Annotated in this window: 16 protein-coding genes; 14 read left to right on the top strand and 2 right to left on the bottom strand. The window is 55.0% G+C overall.

Annotated features, from left to right (window positions below; translation table 11 throughout):
* Positions 1-83: 83 nt before the first annotated feature.
* The 6 genes from AB8B75_RS00340 (at position 84) to htpG (ending at position 9,898) form a co-directional block, all read left to right on the top strand.
* A complete protein-coding gene (locus AB8B75_RS00340; RefSeq protein ID WP_405358927.1) occupies positions 84-1,304 on the top strand; it encodes an NAD-dependent epimerase/dehydratase family protein in 1,221 nt (406 codons plus the stop codon).
* 80 nt (positions 1,305-1,384) lie between these two features.
* Entirely contained in the window at positions 1,385-2,932 is a 1,548-nt protein-coding gene (locus tag AB8B75_RS00335) for a cellulose biosynthesis cyclic di-GMP-binding regulatory protein BcsB (RefSeq protein ID WP_405358925.1), read from the top strand.
* Positions 2,929-4,764 (top strand): glycosyltransferase, encoded by a 1,836-nt coding sequence (locus AB8B75_RS00330; protein WP_405358924.1) that lies wholly within the window; start codon positions 2,929-2,931, stop codon positions 4,762-4,764. The genes AB8B75_RS00335 and AB8B75_RS00330 overlap by 4 nt, the downstream gene beginning before the upstream one ends.
* Before the next feature lie 43 nt (positions 4,765-4,807).
* The gene (locus tag AB8B75_RS00325) at positions 4,808-6,391 is read left to right on the top strand and encodes a calcium-binding protein (protein ID WP_405358922.1); all 1,584 of its coding nucleotides are present in this window, start codon (positions 4,808-4,810) and stop codon (positions 6,389-6,391) included.
* A 61-nt stretch (positions 6,392-6,452) separates the two neighbouring features.
* The gene (locus AB8B75_RS00320; protein WP_405358921.1) at positions 6,453-7,505 is read left to right on the top strand and encodes a hypothetical protein; all 1,053 of its coding nucleotides are present in this window, start codon (positions 6,453-6,455) and stop codon (positions 7,503-7,505) included.
* Between the two features lie 533 nt (positions 7,506-8,038).
* Positions 8,039-9,898 carry a molecular chaperone HtpG gene (gene htpG, locus AB8B75_RS00315; protein ID WP_405358919.1) on the top strand — a complete coding sequence of 620 codons (1,860 nt, stop codon included), beginning with the start codon at positions 8,039-8,041 and terminating at the stop codon, positions 9,896-9,898.
* A 461-nt stretch (positions 9,899-10,359) separates the two neighbouring features.
* Here the strand turns inward: htpG and AB8B75_RS00310 are convergent, their stop codons facing one another.
* On the bottom strand, positions 10,360-10,944 hold the full coding sequence (locus tag AB8B75_RS00310) for a YceI family protein (protein ID WP_405358918.1): 585 nt from the start codon (positions 10,942-10,944) through the stop codon (positions 10,360-10,362).
* 130 nt (positions 10,945-11,074) lie between these two features.
* On the opposite strand from AB8B75_RS00310, the gene AB8B75_RS00305 reads away from it, so the two are divergent.
* The 8 genes from AB8B75_RS00305 to AB8B75_RS00270 all read left to right on the top strand — a co-directional run bounded on the left by AB8B75_RS00305 (position 11,075) and on the right by AB8B75_RS00270 (position 19,469).
* Entirely contained in the window at positions 11,075-11,806 is a 732-nt protein-coding gene (locus tag AB8B75_RS00305; protein WP_405358917.1) for an endonuclease/exonuclease/phosphatase family protein, read from the top strand.
* Between the two features lie 91 nt (positions 11,807-11,897).
* The gene (locus AB8B75_RS00300; protein ID WP_405358915.1) at positions 11,898-12,620 is read left to right on the top strand and encodes a CDP-alcohol phosphatidyltransferase family protein; all 723 of its coding nucleotides are present in this window, start codon (positions 11,898-11,900) and stop codon (positions 12,618-12,620) included.
* Positions 12,617-14,230, top strand: a complete 1,614-nt coding sequence (locus AB8B75_RS00295; RefSeq protein ID WP_405358914.1) for a sulfatase-like hydrolase/transferase — start codon at positions 12,617-12,619, stop codon at positions 14,228-14,230. The genes AB8B75_RS00300 and AB8B75_RS00295 overlap by 4 nt, the downstream gene beginning before the upstream one ends.
* Positions 14,227-15,129 carry a lysylphosphatidylglycerol synthase transmembrane domain-containing protein gene (locus tag AB8B75_RS00290; RefSeq protein ID WP_405358912.1) on the top strand — a complete coding sequence of 301 codons (903 nt, stop codon included), beginning with the start codon at positions 14,227-14,229 and terminating at the stop codon, positions 15,127-15,129. Before AB8B75_RS00295 ends, AB8B75_RS00290 begins: the two co-directional genes overlap by 4 nt.
* Positions 15,126-16,115 carry an ABC transporter substrate-binding protein gene (locus tag AB8B75_RS00285; protein ID WP_405358910.1) on the top strand — a complete coding sequence of 330 codons (990 nt, stop codon included), beginning with the start codon at positions 15,126-15,128 and terminating at the stop codon, positions 16,113-16,115. Before AB8B75_RS00290 ends, AB8B75_RS00285 begins: the two co-directional genes overlap by 4 nt.
* Complete coding sequence (locus tag AB8B75_RS00280; protein WP_405358909.1) at positions 16,112-16,885, top strand: ABC transporter ATP-binding protein; 774 nt, start codon at positions 16,112-16,114, stop codon at positions 16,883-16,885. Before AB8B75_RS00285 ends, AB8B75_RS00280 begins: the two co-directional genes overlap by 4 nt.
* On the top strand, positions 16,882-18,414 hold the full coding sequence (locus tag AB8B75_RS00275; RefSeq protein WP_405358907.1) for an ABC transporter permease: 1,533 nt from the start codon (positions 16,882-16,884) through the stop codon (positions 18,412-18,414). Before AB8B75_RS00280 ends, AB8B75_RS00275 begins: the two co-directional genes overlap by 4 nt.
* A complete protein-coding gene (locus AB8B75_RS00270) occupies positions 18,411-19,469 on the top strand; it encodes a glycosyltransferase family 4 protein (RefSeq protein ID WP_405358905.1) in 1,059 nt (352 codons plus the stop codon). Before AB8B75_RS00275 ends, AB8B75_RS00270 begins: the two co-directional genes overlap by 4 nt.
* 306 nt (positions 19,470-19,775) lie before the next feature.
* On the opposite strand, the gene AB8B75_RS00265 is transcribed toward AB8B75_RS00270, so the two are convergent.
* Positions 19,776-20,960, bottom strand: coding sequence for an MFS transporter (locus AB8B75_RS00265; protein WP_405358903.1), 1,185 nt, complete (start codon positions 20,958-20,960; stop codon positions 19,776-19,778).

The following is a 20,960-nucleotide window of genomic DNA, read 5'->3' as shown; positions in this document are numbered from 1 at the left end:
AGATTTGTGCCGCTCTGGATCGTTAACACTTTGTTCATCATGAATCGGGCCGCCTGGAGGGGTCCATCAAAAGGAACAAAGACATGACACACATAAAGAACATCTTAGTGGTCGGCGGTGACGGATTCTGCGGTTGGCCCACGGCTCTTCATTTGTCGAGGCTGGGCCATAACATTACTATTGTCGACAACCTGTCTCGTAGAGACATCGACGTCGAATTGGGCGCGGATAGTCTGACGCCGATTGCATCAATTGAAGACCGTCTGTCTGCCTGGGAAGAGCAAACCGGTCGCACCATCGCGTTTGAAAACATAGATGTTGCCCGTGAGTTCGATGCCGTCACCGCGATGCTGACTAAGCTCCAGCCCGACACGATAATTCATTTTGGTGAACAGCGCGCTGCTCCCTACTCTATGAAGGCAGTGAGCCAGAAACGATACACCGTCGACAACAACATCTCGGGCACACACAATCTTCTGGCCGCTTCGGTCGAGCTGGGTCTTGACCCGCACTTCGTGCACTTGGGCACTATGGGTGTCTATGGCTACGACGATGATGGTCTGGAGATTCCCGAGGGCTACTTGCCGGTTTACGTGCCAGGCGACGACAAGCAAATCATGAAGCGTGACATCTTGTATCCGACGAACCCGGGAAGCGTGTATCACTTGACAAAATCCATGGATCAGCTGCTGTTCCAATTCTATGCCAAGAACGATCACTTGCGGATCACCGACCTGCATCAGGGCATTGTCTGGGGCACGCAGACCGATGAGACACGCCTGGACGCGCGCCTGATAAATCGCTTTGACTACGATGGCGACTATGGCACCGTGCTCAACCGTTTCCTGATGCAGGCTGCGGTGGGACATCCCCTTACTGTCCATGGAACCGGCGGACAAACCCGCGCTTTCATTCACATCCAAGACACGGTGAAATGTCTGGCGCTCGCGGTCGAAAACCCACCCGCCAAAGGCGACAAGGTCGCAATTCTGAACCAGATGACGGAAACACACACCGTGCGTGCATTGGCCAAACTGGTGGCTGACGTGTCGGGTGCGGCAATTGCCAACGTCGACAACCCACGTAATGAGGCAGCGGAAAACGATCTGCGCGTGTCCAACAGAACCTTTTTGTCCCTCGGTTTAAAGCCGGTCACGCTGGCCGAAGGGTTGATCGACGAGACACAACAGATCGCAGTCAAATACGCTGACCGCTGCATCCGTAAAATGATCCCATGTGTGTCCACATGGACGGACAAGCAACGCCCGGGCGTCGTCAAAACAATGGGCCGCAAGGCGGCTTAACCGCTCACTATCGGTGTCGGACCCGCTTGGAGGTGGGTTCGACGCGATCAGTTTTTAAACTTCAGGTTTCGGTGAACAGTATGCGCATGATTGGAATTGGGCTTTTGGGATTTCTCTTGGCAGGCATCGCCCTCTTGCTTTCCACAATGAACATTCTCGAACAAGGACAACGCTTCGTCCGTGAATTCGCATCTGGTTCGCAATTGGTATTCGAACACCGGAAAGCGACCACCGAGCAAAGTTTACACAGAGCCGTTGTGCAACGCACAAACCCCGACCATCCACTCATCTTATCCGGTTTGCCCGCCTATCAGAGCGTTTCATTCACCTTGCCGGTGGATGCACGCCCAACGTCTGGATACCTCCAAATCGATGCGACATCTCAGGTTCTCGATGGCGTGGAAGGGGTGCTGCGTATCTCTATCCAGAATACCCGCCGGGGCGAGATGTTGTTGCGTTCAGGCGAGGCGGGACGGTCTCTGCAAATTCCGCTTTCACCGATGGATTTTGCAGGTGACCAGCTGGTCGTCTCTTTCTCATTGCAAGGCACCGGACCCCACCGTCCGTGCCGACCAGAGGATGGTGTCGAAGCCATCGTTGAGATCGAAACGACCAGCGCAATTTATCTGACACTGGACCGACCCCTGCAAAGCACGCGCGATCGGGTGCACGCCTGGGGCAACGTGGTCCGAGTGGCTTGGCCGCAATGGCTGCAACAAGAAGAACAGACCCGGCGCCTTGTATTGGCGACACAGTTCCAACGCCGTAGTCTTGGTACGTTTTTCGACACCGGACAATCGGATGATGCATTAACGACAATAGGGTTGCGCGATGCTTTGACCCTCTTTCCACCGCGCGAACCCGAACTTGCGATCACGAGCAACCTTTTCGGGACAGGAGCGAACGCCGGTATGCGTCGTTTCCACCGGTCGACAGTTTGGCGCAAACGGTATGCCCTAGCGGGAGGCACGGGACAACCTATGCCGGAACAATTGGACCTACAGATGCTGTTCGGGCGTTTGATTGAGCCACAGTACTGGGCCTTGACCGTGACGCTGAACAATAGGCTGGTGTTTCAAGGTCACATCACCGGCAAGGAAACTGAATACAATGCTTTGATTGATTTGCCACGGGAGGTTCAAGCCGTCACCAATGCGCTGGAAGTCGCGGTAACCAGCACCGCCCCACACGGCAATGTCTGCGACGATGGGCCCGAATTGGTGGCTGAGATGCTCCCCGCGTCTCGCCTGATCGCCGGCAATGCGGTCTTTACCGATCCGCTATCCAAACTAAAGGATGCATTGAGCGAGATAGACCAAATCAGCGTCACTATGACAGGACGACTGACCGCTCTCGACGCCGATGTGATCAGTCAAATGCTGAACAAAGTGATCCCGTTGAATTCCGAGTTCAAGCCAGCGCGCAGCAAGGCACATGTGACCGTACTGAGCCAGGATCACCAGGCACCTGCACTTCCAGTCACCGGTCCTGCATGGGTCGTGACCCATGACAATGCCTTGGCGGGTCTGTCAGTGCAAAAAATTGAGCCAGGAGATGCGCTGCCGCGCACGGGACTTGCACTTCTCGTAACCCCAAATGCCACGCTTTTGTCGGAGGCAGGGGGATGAGCAACGTTACAGACAAGCGCGACGAGATTAACTATATTTGCGTGGACAGCGCCCCCAAACGATTTGCAGGTCCTGTCTCGACCTGGCAAGCGCCCAAGATGCTGGCCGCATTCACAATTTTGGCTGCAATTCAGCTCTGGGCAGTGAATACCGACCCGATGTCGCAGGTGTTTCCGAACCGGGATTATGTGTTTTCGGTCCACGCTGGGCGGCACGCCATCGCGATCCGAATCTTTCTGATCTCGTTCTTTCTGTCCTTTGCCGGGTTTAGTTCAGGCGGTCTGCGCGAGCGGACAATGTTCGCCCTTGATCTGGTTCTCACGTTTCTGGCCGGTTGCGCCGTTTTTGACCTGGCCAATGCTTGGGGCCACCACCTGCTTGGGTCCTCCTTTTCGTTACATTTTAGCGCAATCGCATCGGGCTTGTACGGATTTGCCGTGTATTCTTTCAAGCTTCTGGAACGCGGCTTCATGCCTGCCCGCATCCGGGTCGAGCATATCCCCGTCAGCCAGATGCGCGCCATTCTGCGGCTCGTCGTTACCATCAGCATCGCTGCCGGCATCGCCATCTGGGTGGGCGGGATGCAATTGAATATCGTCGATGTGATGCGCAGCTGGACATTGCTGGGCGGCATCGGACCGGGTGTCTTCTTGTTCCTGCCGGTGCTATTTGCACAGTTGTACTTTCTGGCCATCTACGACGTGTTGACCGCCGGGACACCGCCATTCAATCCGCCCGTGTCGGTTATCGTACCTGCGCATAATGAATCATACATCATCCGCGATACGATTAACGCGATGGACCGTGCCGCTCTGCACTATGGCGGCGAGGTGCACGTCTTGATCATGAACAATAATTCCACCGACAATACCGAAGAGATCGCCTGCGAAACGCTGCTGAATTGCAAAGCTGTTACAGGGCGCGTGATCAACGTTCCCAAGCCGGGCAAGTCCAACGCGCTCAATGCAGGGCTTGATGCCTGTGAAACTGAATTTCTGGTGCGCGTTGACGCCGATACCCTGGTGGGCGAAGACAACTTCACCCGCGCGATGCCCTATTTCACGAACCCGGCCGTTGGGGTGGTCGGCGGTGTCCCTATCCCGCCCGGCGGTGCCCTCTTTGACAGGGCGCGCCTGCTCGAAGTGCTTGTGAAACACGGATTCTATTCCGTCGCCTTAGGCGCCGTGAACGGGGTCGTGGGCATCCCGGGCATGTTTGTTGTCTATCGGACACATCACCCGCGTTACCTGGGTGGCTTTGTCGACGGGATGAATGGTGAAGACACGGAAATATCTCTGCGCATTGGAGAACTAGGCTTTCACTCGGTCGTGGACCCCAAAATTCGCTACATCTCCGAGGTGCCTTCGTCCTACAGCCACATGCGCGAACAACGCATGCGCTGGTTTCGGTCGATCTACCACATTTCTTCGCGCTGTCGAGACCTGATCTACGGGCCAAACGCGACGCTGCGCGGCAAAGTAATTCTGCCCTATATGCTGATCAATTCCGCCCGTCGCGCCATGCTCGTACCGTTGATAATCTTTGGCGGACTCGAATGGGGCATCGCCTTTAACGAAAACAGTCCGATTGTCTGGCAATCCATCGCCGCAGTGACGACGGGCGCGCCTGCGATAATGGCCGTTCTCTCATCGCTGCTCAACGGGATGCCGCGCGGCATCATTGCGCTGCCCGAATACCTGATCTTCCGGATGTTACGGGCGTATTTCACTCTCGAATCGATGCTCAGTATCCTGATCGACGTCCAAGCTGAAGATCTGGAACGCGTGATCCGGTTGGACCTTGTCCCTGACAAACCCATTCGCGTGGCCTGAAGGTCACGGCCCCAAATCTCATTCAACGGAAAGACCAATAACCATGACACGAAACATTTATGGAACACTTGAACAAGATACGATCACAGCCGGTGCCGCACGCGACCGAATTCATGCCAAAAACGGCGACGATACAATTTACGGAGGCGGGAGCGCCGACCGAATCTATGCCCAAGGCGGCAATGATACCGTCTTTGGTGCATCGGGTGGCGATACCCTGCGTGGTGGCCTTGGCAATGACAACCTGCACGGAAACGCAGGCCAGGACCGACTATACGGCGGACAAGGCAATGACACCTTAACTGGTGGTGACGGAAAGCAAGGCGACGGTGGTACCGGCGGTGGCATCGACGACAGACTTTGGGGCGGGGACGGCAACGACCACTTGTCCGGAGGCTCGGGCAATGACCGCCTCTTCGGCGGTGCCGGTTTGGATACTCTGCTTGGCGACATCGGCGCAGATCGCATGTTTGGCGGTACCGACAACGACCTGCTGGCGGGCGGCACCGGAAACGACGCTCTTTACGGTGCTTCAGGCGATGACATTGTTGAAGGGGATCAGGGTGTTGATCGGCTCTATGGTGGCGCTGGAAAGGACGATCTGAACGGTGGGCAGGGATCAGACATTCTGTTTGGAGGCGCAGAGTCCGATCAACTGGCTGGGCGCGAGGGGCACGACCGCCTTTACGGCGCTGACGGAGACGATGTTCAAGCGGGTGGCATTGGCAACGACATGCTCTACGGCGGAAATGGTACCGATACACTCCACGGCGGTGCCGGCAAAGACCAACTCTGGGGTGGAGATGACAATGATGTCCTAAGCGGTGATTCCGGCGATGACCGTCTGGATGGTGGCCACGGTGATGACAACATGGATGGTGGTGCTGGCGTTGATGTCCTTTTTGGTCGGTCTGATAACGACACTCTGCTCGGCGGGCACGGAAACGACCGCCTGTTTGGCGGAGCGGGTGACGACTTCTTGTTTGGTGAAAACGGAAACGACTACCTTGGTGGGGGTCAAGGCGCAGATCAACTCAACGGCGGAGCGGGCAACGATCAATTGATTGGGCAACAGGGCAATGACATCCTGAACGGCGGCGCAGGCTTAGACACGCTCTTTGGTGGCAACGGCCTGGATACACTCGCGGGCGGCACCGGCGGCGACGTGCTGAATGGTGGCGCCGGAGACGACCTGCTTGATGGCGGCGCTGGTTCGGACCTTTTGGATGGTTCCTGGGGAAACGACACTTTGCATGGAGGAAACGGTGCGGACACGCTTAGTGGAGGCGCAGGAAACGATGTTCTCTTTGGCGGAGCTGGCGTCAACGTGCTCACGGGTGGTCGCGGCAGCGATATGTTCGTTTTCCGTTCAGAGATTAGCTTTTTCCAGGATCATATCACGGACTTCAAAGTTCACGGCGCAAATGCCGACAGCATCGATCTTACCGGATTCAACCTAACTGACGCACGTTCGGATCGGGACACCTGGGCCAGCACGCACGTTGATCAGCTTTCAAACGGTGATTTGAAGATCGCTTTGTCAGGATCGCAAAGCATCCTGGTTTCCAATCTCACGGACGAAGATCATAGCTTCTTCGACAACGCCCTCAATTTGCTGATGCTCTAAGATCCTGCAACGCGCGTCTCTCTATCGAAACAGATAATATGATCGACAGGAGGAAGTCGAAATGAAACAGACACTGCTCGCTGCAACGCTGATAATTTGCATGGCGGGTGTCAGCACCGCTCAAGATAACCGTGCGGCTTTTAAGAACATCAGTATGCTGCAACAGTCCGATCCGAGTGCTGCCTTCAAGGCAGCCCTGTCTTTGGCAGAAAAACGGTATCCACCGGCAATAGACCGTGTCGGATACTATTTTAGGCACGGAATCGGCACAGATAGAAATCTGGAAGCGGCGCGCGATTGGTATGCGCGCGCAGTCGCCGCTGAGCATCCCTGGTCAACCGCTTCACTGGCGCGCGTCGAGATCGAACTGAACCGCGGTGATGTCGCATTGCAGTTGCTCGAAGCCGCTGTACTCGAGGACCTACCCGGCACGCTCAGGCTTTTGGCAACCAGCCACATCGATGGAGATTTTGGTGTTGCGTCAGATCCTCAGTCGGGGCGCAAAATGCTAGAAAGTCTCAGCGTGAGGGGTGACCAAAACGCAGCGCGCGAGTTGGTGGTTAGGATCAACTGGCATCGCCTGAGTGCACCGGCTTCCGACATAGCAATAGCTCAGGTTGTTCAAGCCGGGCTTGCAGGAGAAGTTCGATTTGCCGAAACCGCGTTGGTCTACTTGGCACGCCATGGCAAGAAAAACGAGGAGACCTTGGGAACACGTTTCGCGCTGGCGAACATTCCAGGCGTCCGAGACCGGGTTTTGTCGCCGGAACTGATCCGACTTGCCGCCGACGCGCACCCGGCACAGTTCTGGTCCAAGTCTGAAGAGATTTTAGAACAGACCGAAACCGAAAACTATGCAACAACTGCAAGTGTTGCCTTCTGGATCAACAAAAACGCCTGGGTGCGCGTACTTCAAAAAGAGTTGCGCTTGCTGGGTTACTACAAAGGCAGGATAAACGGTCGTATGACGTCCAGTACCATAAAAGCACAAAACCGGTTTTGCAGAGACGAGAATTTGTGGCACATTTGCGCAAACGGCCCGCTCCGCGGCGCAACTGTGCGGGCACTTGCTGGCGCAATCGCGGCACATAAACGACCGAAGATAACCCTTTGAGAAGTCAGGTTTAGCTGAGAATGCCGCCGTGACTTCAAATAAGCATGTCCTATGATGTCGGACGGCATCGAACCAAGAAAGAGTGGAGCAATGCCAGCATGCCGAAGGCTGCGGTTTTGATCAGCAGTGTGCCCGATAAACTGAACCGCTGGAGAATACAAACGGTGTGATCGCGACGTAGACGATCCCGACAACATAGACCATTCACCCGACATTATGTGCGGGTCGTCCGCGCGAACGGTGGACCTTGTGGGACTGCGCGACGAAAATATAGACCGCCAAAGCAACTTCGCGAGCTGTTCAGGTTACAATGAAGCAAACTATTCGCTATGCAACGACAGATCAAATAATTCATAGCTTAACGCAGACATTGTTTTAGGGTGTCTGATTGGTTCCAGAGCTTTCAAATGAAATGCATCTGCTCCACTCAAACGGACCGCAATTTGATATGATAGAATGGCTTGCAACTCATCCAAGAATTCTTATTTTTCTCGGCGGTTTCAGTCGGCAAGCACACCAAGGAGATTTCAGTTGTGAGCAACGCTAAGGCAAAAGAGACCTTTTCATTTCAAACCGAAGTCGGACAACTTCTAGATATTGTCGCCGGTTCGCTCTACTCCAATCGTGAGGTGTTCCTGCGAGAACTTGTTTCCAATGCATCTGATGCCTGCGACAAGTTGCGCTACGCTGCGTTGACAGATCCTGCACTGGCCGAAGTTTCGGACGACTTTGCCATAATGTTAGACATCGATGCCAAGGCGAAGACAATCAGCGTCTCAGACAATGGTATCGGCATGAACCACGCCGATTTGCTGGAAACACTCGGTACGATCGCCAAGTCTGGCACCGGTGCATTCATCGAAGCGCTGAAAGCAAAGGAACAAGATACAGTTGGGTTGATCGGCCAATTTGGCGTTGGTTTCTATTCTGCATTTATGGTCGCAAAACGTGTTGATGTTCTCACTCGCAAGGCAGGTGAGCAGGAAAGCTGGTTGTGGTCTTCAGATGGCAAGGGCGAGTTTTCCGTAGAACCTGCCCAGCGCGATGCGATTGGCACCTCAGTTACTTTGCACTTAAAGAAAGAAGCCAAGGAATTTGCCGAAGAAGCGCGCATTCGCCACATCATCAAAACCTATTCCGAGCACATTAGCTTTCCGGTGAAATTAGGCGATGAGACGTTGAACTCAGCCGCTGCAATCTGGACTCGCCCTGCCAAAGATATCACCAAAGAACAATACACTGAGTTCTACCGGCTTACAGCGCACGCCTACGATGAGCCCTGGCATGTGATGCACAATCGCGTCGAAGGCACGGTGAATCACACAAGCCTACTTTTTATACCAACGGCAGCCCCTTTCGATTTGTTCGATGCGGAGCGAAAAAGCCATATCAAGCTCTTTGTAAACCGTGTGTTCATTTCAGAAGCGACCAAGGACCTGCTCCCCACCTACCTGAGGTTTCTGCGTGGTATCGTGGACTCGCAAGACCTGTCCTTGAACGTCTCACGCGAAATGCTCCAGACAGATCCGACGCTGGCCAAGATCAAAACTTCCATCACCAAGAAAGTGTTGAGCGAGATCAAGAAGAAAGCCAAGAAAGACCCAGAGGACTACGCTGCATTCTGGACAAACTTCGGCGCAGTTCTGAAAGAGGGGTTGGTCGAAGACCCTGCCCTTCGCGATCGTATTCTGGAGGTTTGCCGCTTTGTATCTACTCATGAAAACGGTTTGACGAGCCTGTCAGATTACGTCGCCCGCTGCAAAGATGGCCAGGACGCGATCTACTACATCTCCGGCGAGGATGCTGCAAAAGTCGCCCAATCCCCGCATCTGGAAGGCTTTAAAGCCAAAGGGGTTGAAGTCCTGTTGCTGTCCGATCACGTTGACGAGTTCTGGTTGCAGCATATCACGGAATTCGAGGGCAAGCCGTTAAAATCCATTACGCGCGGGTCTGCTGATCTGGATCAGATCTCTTCTGAAGAACAAAAGAAAGATGATAACAATGATACCGTTGACCTCGACGCATTGATTGCATCTTTCAAATTGGAACTTGGAGATACCGTAAAGGACATACGCCGATCCAAGCGCCTGACGGATAGTCCAGTGTGCTTGATTGCAGATGAAGGCGATATGGATGTCAATCTTGAACGCATTCTCAAAAGACATGGTCAGTTGCAAAACGGCATGCCAAGGGTACTTGAGCTGAACCCGAACCATCAGGTGATTGCCAAACTGGCTGAACGCTCAAAGAATGCTGATGCCGGCTCAGATGAGCTTTTGAAAGACGCGGCGCATCTGCTTTTGGATCAGGCCCGCATCGTGGAGGGAGAAGATCCGACCAATCCAGCTGAATTCGTTCGTCGCCTCGGATCGGTGATGGCCAAGGCTTTGTAAAACAGGCCGGGGCTGGTTTGTTAGGAGAAACGTTGCGTTGGCTGAGGTCACTATTGGCCCTAACCGATTGGTTTGTAAGGCGCCTGCATCATCGGAATCGAATGGGCCAAAGTCCAGTTCTCCTTGACTGCTAGCAAAGGAGCTGTCCAACGACCGTAAAAACCAAAGGTTTGAACCGCTGATCAATCTGGTCCAAAAACGAAAAATCAAGTAATTGCACTACCAACATTCCGATCCAGAACGTGGGTTGATTGGCAACATAGTGCCAATTTGGTTTCCCGTTAACAGGCAGCGAATACCAGTAGCGAGAAATTCTGCCTTTAGTTGTCGGTGGTTCTCTCATTTCGGTCAATTGCCAAGTAACGGCCATGATCGCCGAAATTTTCGAACGGCAAAGGTTGTGGATGGGACAGAAATTCAAACGATATCGAACTCGATGATTGGGTTTTGCACTGTCTAAATCAGTTCATTTTCATCGCTTCAGTTTCAATGTTTATGGTGACCTCGTCTCCGACGAGATTATTTTCCACACCGTAAGTCATGCCAAAGTCACTGCGCTGGATTTTGGTGGCCATAGACAGGCCTAGCACCTCGCGCTTGTGTCCGAATGGATAATCCGCGACTTTGTTCAGGGTTACGACTAGCGTCACCGGCAATGAGACGCCCAAGATTGTCAAGTCACCGGTCACAGTACCGATTGTGTCGCCACTTGGCGTACCGCCGCTGGCAACGAAGGTGATCTCGGGATGCTCTGAGACATGAAGAAAATCCCCCCCGCGCACGTGTCCATCACGCCTCTTATGAAACGTGTTGACAGAGCCTGCGTCAATCGACACGACAACCTCGCCGAGTTCCTGTGTCTCCACGTCATACATGAAACTACCGCTGAGATCGGTGAAAATGCCCAGTGTTTTGGCGTAACCGATGTGGTCCACCGTAAAATAGATGGCTGTGTGTTCCCCATCGAGTTCATATCGTGCCAAATCCGCTTGGGCGGTTGCGGCCAGCGTCGTAAGGAGGGCAGTTGTGGCAATGAAGGTGCGCATTATTTCATGTGTCCTATTTTGCAAGGCGCGCTGTGATCAGGTGGGCCCCGGGCCTCGCCTTGGTAGCCGCGCTAACTAAACCGATATAAACGTAAATAGGGCACCGAGGCAAAAAGGCAGGTTTAATCGAATGGGCGCGCGACAGCTGCGATGTGCGACATGGAATATTCACCGTGCTCGGGGTCGCGATGGCCGTGTTGATCCGTCGCGCATTGCCGCGGCGATTGATCAGGCGTTGAAACCCCTCGATTTGCATGTGTTGGCCTTGCAGGAGGCAGATGAAGAATCCCGCCCTCATGCGCGCATACTGGATGTGCATCGCATTGCTGCAAGCACAGGCCTCGACTACATCCATGATGATCCCTTGCGTTGGGGCCCCGACAGCGATGGATTTCTGGGAACGATCCTATTCCTTTCAACGGCTCTGAAACCGTTGCATTCCGACGTAATCGATTTGCCGGGGCGTTGCCATCGCGGCGCTGTTTCGGTCGAAGCAACTTACCAAACACGTCCCATTCGGATTATGAGCACCCACTTGTCCTTGTTTCAGCCCTTGCGCATCTTACAGATGCGGATTCTTGGCCAATACCTGCGACGGCGCCCGCGGATGCAAACGCTCCTGCTTGGGGATTTGAACGAATGGCGTCCCTGGAGCGGTCTGATGCTGCACAATGGTCTAGTGGGTACATCGCTGCGCGGGCCGGTGTGCCGCACGTTTCCGAGCGCTTTCCCCCTGTTGCCTTTAGACCGTATTTTGACTGACGCACCGGGTGAAGTGTACGGGCTGCGCGCTGTCAAGACCGCCGAAGTCTCGATGGCTTCGGACCATTTGCCACTGGAGGCGATGGTCACAGTTGCGTGACAATAGTGAATAATTTGGGGACCAGCGCGTTATTCATAGTGTCCGATCCCGCACGCAGACCTAGTTAACAGACGACGTTATGGATATGTTCATGTTTCGCAGCACCTCACACCTTACCACGCACAGGACCGCGATACGCGCGCCGCTAACAGACTTGATAGGCGTTGCCGTCGTTCTTGGACTACTTCTGGCTATCGCCGCGTTTCACACGTTGGGCACTGTGACAGTGCCGCTGGTTGTGTTTGCTGCGACCTTGATGATCGCCGGATATGGCCTGGGTCATAGTTACGAACATTCACGGCTCGGCATGTGCAACATTGTCACTTTGTCGCGAGCGGCGATGGTGGCATTTATCGCAGGTGCCTTTGCGCTGCCAGGAGCGTCGGTTTGGGTGGTGTTTTTTGTAGCCGCTTTGGCCCTTGCGCTGGATGGACTTGACGGTTGGCTGGCCAGACGATCGGGCTTTGTATCAGACTTTGGAGCGCGTTTTGATATGGAGGTGGACGCTGGCCTTGGTGCAGTGCTCTCGATATGGCTTTTTTCAAGTGGGACTACGGGCCCCGAAATCTTGATCCTCGGCTTCATGCGTTATGCGTTTGTTGCTGCATCTTTTGTTTGGCCCGCGCTGCAAGCGCCTTTGCCGCAGGCATTCCGGCGCAAAGCAATCTGTGTGATCCAGATTTCGACATTGATCCTGTTGGTGTTTCCGCTCACACCGCCGGCACTGGTCCTGCCGGTTGGTTTCGTCGCAGCCCTTTTGCTTAGTTGGTCTTTCCTTGTAGACGTTGTTTGGCTTGTAAGGCGAGCGGCATGACGCGTTGGGCGAAGTTGGCCTTTGCGGCGGCGGTAATTTTTGCTGTTCTGGTATTGCCGAACCATCCCGGCACGATGAAATGGAGCGCGCTGCAGCGTTGGCCACTGGAGCTACCTGTGCTGCTAATGGGGATGGCCGCTGTCGGGCGGAGGTGGGGGATCACTTACCTTGTAGCCTTCTTGCTTCTTCTGACGTTCGTGATCAAAGTTGCCGACTACGGGATGTTCACTGCCTTCAACCGACCATTTAACCCTGTTCTGGACATGTTCTTGATTGAAGCGGGGCTGTCACTTTTGCGCGATAGCGTCGGCGGGATGCTCACTGTTTTAACAGTCTTTGGCAGCGCCTCTTTTCTTATCCTGTTCTTTGTCGTGCTCGAACGCAGTCTGCGCAGTTGGGCCACTCTTTCGCCGGTTATGCCACTACGCGCAACCGCAGCGATTCTGGCTGTTTTCGGCGCTGGTTGGGCGGCAGCGGATGCAGGGCATCATCTCGACTATTGGCGCTTTGACCAAAGCCCACCAGGATCCGCCTGGACAACACGCCTGACTGTAAAACGCGGAACCGAATTGCAGAATACAGCTAAAGAGCTCGCTCGCTTCTCAAAAAAAGCGCAGAGCGACGTTTTTGCGGAGTCCAGTGGTATGCTCGACGCGCTCGAGGGGCGAGACGTTGTTTTGATCTGGATCGAAAGCTATGGGCGCGCCAGCTTTGACAATCCGCTTTATGACTCGACACATCTGGCAACGCTGCGCGCGGCACAGTCCGAAATTGCGCAAGCCGGTATGGCAATGAAAAGCGGATGGCTGACATCACCCACCTCAGGCGGTCAAAGCTGGCTGGCACATGGGGCTTTCGCCAGCGGGCTTTGGACAACCGACAATGGGCGATACAACGCCATGCTCGCCAGCGGTCACAAGTGGCTCTTTCACTTCGCCCAGGACGCAGGTTATCGAACCGCAGCCATCATGCCCGCAATAACCATGGGCTGGCCCGAAGCCCGTGTTATGGGGTTTGATCTTGTCATCCCGGCGGCGGATATCCCATACAACGGCACGCCATTTCGCTGGGTCACGATGCCGGATCAGTTTACGCTGGCCATCTACCCTACGCTGCTTGCGCCAGACCCGCGCCCCGATTTCGTACAAATTGCGCTGATCTCATCCCATGCACCGTGGACACCCATTCCAGATATGGTGCCTTGGAACTCTGTAGGCGACGGTACAATCTTCAACGCGATGGCGGACCGCGGGCCTGCTCCAAAGGATCTTTGGCGAGATCGCGATGCCGTGCGAGACGCCTATCGCATGTCTGTCGACTACGCATTGCGCGCCACGTTTTCGCATGTGGCTCGACTGGCTGAAACCGCACCGCTTGTCATCATTGCAGGCGATCATCAGGCCGCAGGCTTTGTAGCTGGCAGCGATAACATGGATGTTGCCGTGCACATGATCGGCCCGCCGGAGCTCCTGGCCCGGATCGACCAATGGGGCTGGACCAACGGCCTGATCCCTGCACCGGAAGGCCCCGTGCGGCGCATGGACAGTTTTAGAAACGACTTTCTTGAGGCTTTCACGCAGGCGCAGGTTTCGGAGGTCATGGCGCGATGAAACACTGGATCAGTTTCGTCGCATCCGCAGGATGCCTTGCGGTTCTAATGTGGTGGACGGATGCCACCGAGGTTATTGCGCGGTTGCGTGGCGCGGACGTGACATGGTTTTTGCTATCACTACTGGCGTTAACGGCGGCGACCTGCTCGATGTCAAGGCGCTGGCAGATGACAGCGGAAGCATTCGGAATACGCCTGAGTTACCCCTTTGCATTGCGCGAATACTACTTAGCCCAATTGATCAATACCGTCCTGCCGGGTGGCGTTGCAGGCGACGTGACGCGAGCGGTACGCGCCCGGCGCTATATTGATTTGGTACGGGCGGCACAATCGGTGGTGGCCGAGCGGCTACTTGGTCAGATCGCCATCCTCGGCCTCATGTTTGCGGGCTTCGCTACAGCCATTTTTCTGCCCGGAGGGCCAGAGTGGGGAGGATTGGGATGGGCCGTCGTCATGATCATGATCTGTTGCGCGGCGGTGGCGAAGTTCGTGGCGCGGCGAGATCATGCAACGGGCCGATTTGTCGTTGTTCTTTTGCAGTTGCTGCGCCGACCTTTCGCAATTCTGCATGGCACGATTACGACGCTTTGCCTAATCTTTGGATTTTACGCCAGCGCGCGCGCCATTGGCGTCGTCATTCCAGTCGAGGCTTGGGCAACAATGATCCCTCTCATTCTCTGCGCAATGCTCATCCCGCTTTCGATCGCTGGCTGGGGCTGGCGCGAAGGGGCGGCAGCGGCGCTTTTTCCGATTATCGAAGCTCCTGCCAGCGCAGGTATTGCAACCGGTATCACCTACGGCATTGCCGTGTTTGTTGCCGTACTGCCAGCTGCGGTTGTTTTGCTCACCCAGAACCTTTTCGAAAACCTCTCATCCAAAAGGAACACAGATATACCATGACACAACCTCCGCATCTCACCCGCCGTTTTTTCATTCAGACAAGTGGCGCAGGCGCTGCTGCCGCTGCGGCAGGCGTCCCGGCCTTTGGGGCCACGTCGGTAAATTTCCAGTTGTCGTGGCTGCATTCTGTACAGTTTGGCGGCAGCTATATCGCAGCGGACAAAGGGTATTGGTCCGACCAGGGCCTTGACGTGTCGCTGAACCAAGGCGGTCCCAATGCCCCTGTGGAGCCGCCTGTTGTCTCCGGCACTGCGCTGTTGGGGATTTCCGCCGCCGACTACACGGCCGCTGCGGTGAGTCAGGGGGCACCTTTCAAGATCATCGCTGTGGCGATGCAGAAAAACCCCTTTGCCGTTGCATCACTTTCAGGCAATCCGGTGAATTTACCAACCGATCTGGTAGGTAAGAGGATTGGCATGGCAGTGGCCAACACACCGGTGCTAGAGGCGCTGTGCAAGCTTAACGATGTCGACATCAACGAAATCGAAATTGTGCCGACACAATACGATCCTGCGCCACTTGTCAGCGGACAGGTGGATTGTCTGCTGTGTTGGGAAACCGATCTGCCGGTGGCGATGACTGTCCAAGGGGTCGACAACACGACCATGCTGATGGCAGATCACGGATATGCCCTGCATTCGCAGACTTATATCGCAACGCAGGACGCCATCGCCAACCGTCGCGCTGATCTCATTGCAATGCTCAAAGGTGAAGTGATGGGCTGGAATGATTACCTTGCCGACACAGATGGGGCTGCTGCTTTGGCGGTCGAGATGTATCCTGATGCGGGTCTCGATCTCCAGGTTCAAAAAATGCAAGCCGCGCGGCAAGTGCCGCTTATGTTCTCGGATTTAACAGCCCAAAATGGCTTTGGCTGGTTCACCGATGATACGGTTGCAGCAAATATCGAAACGCTGGCACTACTGGGGCAAGATGTGTCGACAGATCTTTGGGACCGGTCGCTGCTCGATGAGGTGCATGGTTGAACAAAGCCGCTGCGTTCCAAGGCATTACTGGCGTCGACATCCGCTGCGCCGAGATCGCCAAGCGGTTTGGCGCGACCGAAGCGGTTGCGCCTTTGTCCTTTAGGCTTGCCGCTGGTCACACCACTGCACTAGTTGGCCCATCAGGATGCGGCAAGTCTACTATTCTGCGCATGATCGCGGGTTTAGACACGCCTGATAATGGAACGATCCTGCTCGGGTCTGACCCGCCTGAAGTCGTGGCAAAGCGTGGGGGCTTGGCGATGGCGTTTCAGGATCCGTCCCTTCTGCCTTGGCGTAGCACGCGCGCAAACATTGCCCTTGGCGCAGAACTGGCACGCAAATCGGCAAAGGACGTCGATGCTCTGATTGACCTCGTGGGCCTGAACGGTTTTGCAGATCATCACCCCGCCGAACTGTCGGGGGGGATGCGGCAACGGGCCGCCATTGCCCGCAGCCTGATCTCGACCCCCGAGGTCTTGTTGTTGGACGAGCCGTTCGGTGCGGTCGATGCGATGACGCGCAGACGTCTTAATGTTGATCTACCTCCCCTTTGGCGGTCGCGAGGAACAACTGTCGTACTGGTCACCCACTCTGTGCAAGAGGCTGTATTGTTATCCGATCGTGTTTTGGTCCTGTCGCGACGTCCAGCCAGTCTATTAGCCGACATTTCGATTGAACTTCCCGATGCGCGCGACGCACGTCTCCAGGAAACTGCTGAATTCTCCGCCATGTCGCGCACAGTCTTTGCCGCGCTGGAGGAAGGCGCTTGAGCAGCGCGCGAACGGTCATTCTGATATGTGTGAGCCTCATGCTGTGGGAATTGGCTGACAGATCAGTGCCCGGTAATGCGTTGATTGCCAGTCCGACAGAACTTGCAACATACGTTTTGAACAACGCAGCGTTGCTCTCCCGCGCGTCCTTGGAAACCTCCATAAACGCCACCTTGGGCTTTGTCCTCGGCAATTGCGCCGCCGTGGTGCTGGCCGTGATGATCACCGTTTTCCCACGAAGCGAAAGAACGCTTTCTATCCTCGCGCTACTTGTGTTTTGCATACCGCTGATTGCCAGCGGGCCGATCTTGCGCGTGCTTTTCGGGCCTGGTGCTGGGCCGCAGATCACACTGGCAGCACTCGCCGTCTACTACACGACGTTGATTGCGCTGTTGGTCGGGTTGCGCGCCGTGTCACAAACATGGACCGATCTCATGCACATTTATGGTCGGGGACGCATGTCGACGTTGATCCGTGTGCGCGCACGCGCCTGCTTACCCTACCTCTTTGCAGGTTTTCAAATCAGCGCGCCAGCCGCATTCCTCGGTGCTATGATTGGCGAATTTACGGGTGCTGAACGGGGTTTGGGCGTCTTGACCTTGCGGGCCATGCGGGGGTTGGAAACGGATGCAACTTGGACACTTGCGGTTTTGGCTGCCATCATTTCGATGGCAGCCTATACGTGGATCGGCTGGATGGGACACCGCATTGTCGGCTACGCACCGGTCATCCTATTGTCAGCACCAACTGCAACCAAGAGCCAAACCCGTCGCGCGCGCATGATGGAAATGGGTTTCATCGCAGCCTTCGTTTTGATCCTTTGGCACGTATCAATGGATGTCTTCGACCTCAACCGGTTCTTTGCAAAGCGGCCCGGCGACGTTTGGGTTTTTCTGGCCGATGCGGAAAATCGCGAAACGCTCTTGTCCGCACTTTTGGAAACCCTCTCCTTTGCTGCTCCCGGGTACATGGCCGGGCTTGGCTTGGGTGCCGGTTTAGCAGCTTTGCTGGTTCTTTCACCAGCCCTGAACCGGACCGCGATGCCCGTTGCAGTGGCGTTGCGCGCCGTGCCAATCATCACCACCGCGCCACTTCTGGTACTTGCTTTTGGACGCGGTATGATCGGAACCACCATTGTTGTTGCCGTGATGATCTTTTTTCCCACCTTCGTTGCATGCCAACAGGGACTGCGGCAAACGCCCGGGCAGATTGTAGATCTGTTCAGAACATATAGTGCCGGGCGCTGGCATCTTTTGCGCTCTGCGCAATTCCCCTCGATGCTGCCAGCACTCTTTGCTTCCGCTCGCATGGCAATACCGGCAGCTTTGTTGGCAGTCACGACGGTCGAATGGCTCGCCACGGGAAAAGGCATCGGCGTTTTAATGGCCATGACCGCCAGCACATCGAACTACAATATGTTGTGGTCCTGTGTTGCAATCCTTGCGGTCGTGGCCATGGTGTTCTACACCGCTGTCGCATCACTGGAACGCGCCGTCCTGCGGATCTATGCCCCAGAGCAGGTATTGTGACCAAAGCCGTTTTTGCAATCCCCGGTGACAAAAACCGCCGGACCGGAGGTTTCATTTATGAGGCCCGCGTTCTCCGCGAATTGAATGTATTGGGCTGTATCACAGACCACCTCCAACTGCCCGAAAGCTTTCCCGATCCAACAGCAGCAGACATGGCGACCGCCCTTAAGGACCTGAACAGTATTCCAAAAAATCGGCCAATCATCTTGGATGGTCTGGTCTTTGGCGCAATTGACCCTGAGGGGCTTGAACAAGTGCGCGCGCCGGTGATTGCGATGGTCCATCATCCTTTGGGCTTGGAGACCGGATTGCCCGGCGCGCGCGCGGTATGGTTGCTACGAAACGAAGCCGCTGCCCTGCGCCACGTTGACCACGTCATTGTGCCAAGCCCGGAGACTGCACGTGTTTTGTGCCGCGATCTTGGCGCGGATCCAAACCGGATCACTGTCGCTCCGCCCGGGTTTGACAGGCCTATAGTGGACCGCCAGTATGCCAATCCGCCCTTGATCCTGTCGGTAGGATTGCTGGCACCTCGCAAAGGCCATGATGTGTTGCTAAAAGCCTTGGCAAAGATCGATGATCTGCCATGGCAGGGCGAAATCGTTGGAAAGACGCACGACCGGGAATACGCGAACGATTTGCAGGCACAAGCCCGCGCGTTGGGTATCGACAAGCGCGTAACGTTTACAGGTGAGCTTGAACAAATGGCGCTGACAGCGCGTTTCAATGCCGCCACGGTTTTTGCACTGGCCACGCGATACGAAGGCTATGGCCTCGTGCTATGTGAAGCGATGATGTTTGGACTACCGGTGATCACATGCCGCACCGGTGCTGTGCCGGAAACCGTGGGCAACGCCGCAGTTCTTGTGCCTCCGGAAGATCCCTACAGTTTAGCGGAGGCGTTGCGCGGGGTGATCAATGATCCTTTTGAAGCTGCCCGCCTTTCCCGCTTGTCAGTGGAGCGATCTGCCACACTTCCGCATTGGCAAGATACAGCTCAGATTTTTTCTGCGACAATTGAGCGGCTTAGTCGCATTCAAAGCGGGTGTATTTGATGTCAGCTGGCAGGGATTTAAGATCTGAACGGAAAGGTTTTCTTCCCCTTATCAAAACACGGATGCATGTAAGGAAAACGTCAGAGATATAGTCAATTGGCCATGGCTCCGCCTGTCTGGGCGAGAATTGCCTATGGACCTAGTCTGCAAACGGCCTTGGGTTTGGAGCTCGATCGCTGCGCCGAATTCTCGAACTTTCGACAATCACTCCCCAGGAATTGCAGAAGCCTAAATAGACCAAGCGAAAACCGACTGAAGTTTGGCCATTTTGTTTGAGAGTAACGAAGCGCTGCCCCCGTCCGGGCGTCAACTTTTTTCAGCAAACCCCTTGTTTGCCATGAGCGCGCTGACTGCTGCGACCAGGCTAGAAAAAACCATCGCAAATGCGGCATAAACAAACTCGGTCTCCGAGAGTAGGGCGACAGTCGCAATCCCGCCTAAGCGCGCGAAGGTGATGTCTAGGCTTGTCGACGCTGCACTCATTCCCTTGGGCGCGAACCTAAGAATCATTTGCGTCGACGGTGCATTGCTGCAGGCAAGGCCCGACCCGACGAGCATCGAAGAGGCGATGAGAAGCAAGATGGTATCGTCGAAGAACAAAAGCAAAAAACCTGCGACGATGAGGAGCGGTGCCGCAAAAATAATCACCCGAAGATGAGAGCTATCTACCATCTTGCGCAACAAAGTGCTCAAACAGGAGAAGGTCAGCCACATGGTGGATAAAACAATGCCTACGCTTGTCGCCTCGACGTTATTGTCGGACAACCAGACTGGAAGCCGAAACAAGTAGTAGGTGATGGCGCCGTAAGTGCAGAACACATAAAGATATGTCGCCCAGAGATATCGAGCGCGGAAAAGTTCCGCAAAGTTCTTCGCCTGAGGCGAATTTATTGCAAGAACATCATCGGTTTGCGAGACAATCAATGTCAGCCATGCGATTATTGCGATGGCTGCAATAAACATGAACGCGATGTTCCATCCATACTGGCCCAGAAAGCTGCCAAATATGAGCGGTGCAAAAGCGGCGACATAGCCTGAAATACTGCCCCAGACGATGAGTGTCCTGCCCGGTTTTTTCGGCAGAGCTCGCGTCAGGAGAAGAGGCACAAGAGGTGAAAAGGTACCACCGCCGAAGCCCTGCAATATTCGCCCAAAGATAAGCATCTCGAAACTTTCTGCAGCGGCCACAACAAGCGATCCGGCAGCGAAGAGGGCAACGCCATACCCAAAGACTTTCCTGGTGTTGAAAACGTCGCCGCACCACCCACCAAGCATGACTCCAATCGCAACTGCGATGCCGTAAGAGTTGAATACCCAAGCTAATTGGCTGATCGAAAGGTCGAACTGCAATTGGATAGCCGGCAATAGCAGCGGAACAAGAGTGAGCTCCATTACAAACGCAACACTTGCTGCGACCGGCCCAATAATGGCTTTGCGCGCTGAATCGGCGGCTAAGGTTGCTTTACCGATATCCGGCATATGCGTTGTCAT

This window comes from Roseobacter sp. (assembly GCF_045106495.1).
In the GTDB taxonomy this organism is placed as follows: domain Bacteria; phylum Pseudomonadota; class Alphaproteobacteria; order Rhodobacterales; family Rhodobacteraceae; genus Roseobacter.
The sequence above is the reverse complement of the archived record's forward strand: the minus strand, read 5'-3'. Positions and strand labels throughout refer to the sequence as shown.

What these genes read in the sequence shown, in the direction of transcription:
- AB8B75_RS00340 (WP_405358927.1), top strand. Translation starts at nt 84, where the DNA reads ATGACACACATAAAGAACATCTTAGTGGTCGGCGGTGACGGATTCTGC.
- AB8B75_RS00335 (WP_405358925.1), top strand. Translation starts at nt 1,385, where the DNA reads ATGCGCATGATTGGAATTGGGCTTTTGGGATTTCTCTTGGCAGGCATC.
- AB8B75_RS00330 (WP_405358924.1), top strand. Translation starts at nt 2,929, where the DNA reads ATGAGCAACGTTACAGACAAGCGCGACGAGATTAACTATATTTGCGTG.
- AB8B75_RS00325 (WP_405358922.1), top strand. Translation starts at nt 4,808, where the DNA reads ATGACACGAAACATTTATGGAACACTTGAACAAGATACGATCACAGCC.
- AB8B75_RS00320 (WP_405358921.1), top strand. Translation starts at nt 6,453, where the DNA reads ATGAAACAGACACTGCTCGCTGCAACGCTGATAATTTGCATGGCGGGT.
- AB8B75_RS00310 (WP_405358918.1), bottom strand. Translation starts at nt 10,944, where the DNA reads ATGCGCACCTTCATTGCCACAACTGCCCTCCTTACGACGCTGGCCGCA.
- AB8B75_RS00305 (WP_405358917.1), top strand. Translation starts at nt 11,075, where the DNA reads ATGGGCGCGCGACAGCTGCGATGTGCGACATGGAATATTCACCGTGCT.
- AB8B75_RS00300 (WP_405358915.1), top strand. Translation starts at nt 11,898, where the DNA reads ATGTTTCGCAGCACCTCACACCTTACCACGCACAGGACCGCGATACGC.
- AB8B75_RS00295 (WP_405358914.1), top strand. Translation starts at nt 12,617, where the DNA reads ATGACGCGTTGGGCGAAGTTGGCCTTTGCGGCGGCGGTAATTTTTGCT.
- AB8B75_RS00290 (WP_405358912.1), top strand. Translation starts at nt 14,227, where the DNA reads ATGAAACACTGGATCAGTTTCGTCGCATCCGCAGGATGCCTTGCGGTT.
- AB8B75_RS00285 (WP_405358910.1), top strand. Translation starts at nt 15,126, where the DNA reads ATGACACAACCTCCGCATCTCACCCGCCGTTTTTTCATTCAGACAAGT.
- AB8B75_RS00265 (WP_405358903.1), bottom strand. Translation starts at nt 20,960, where the DNA reads ATGACAACGCATATGCCGGATATCGGTAAAGCAACCTTAGCCGCCGAT.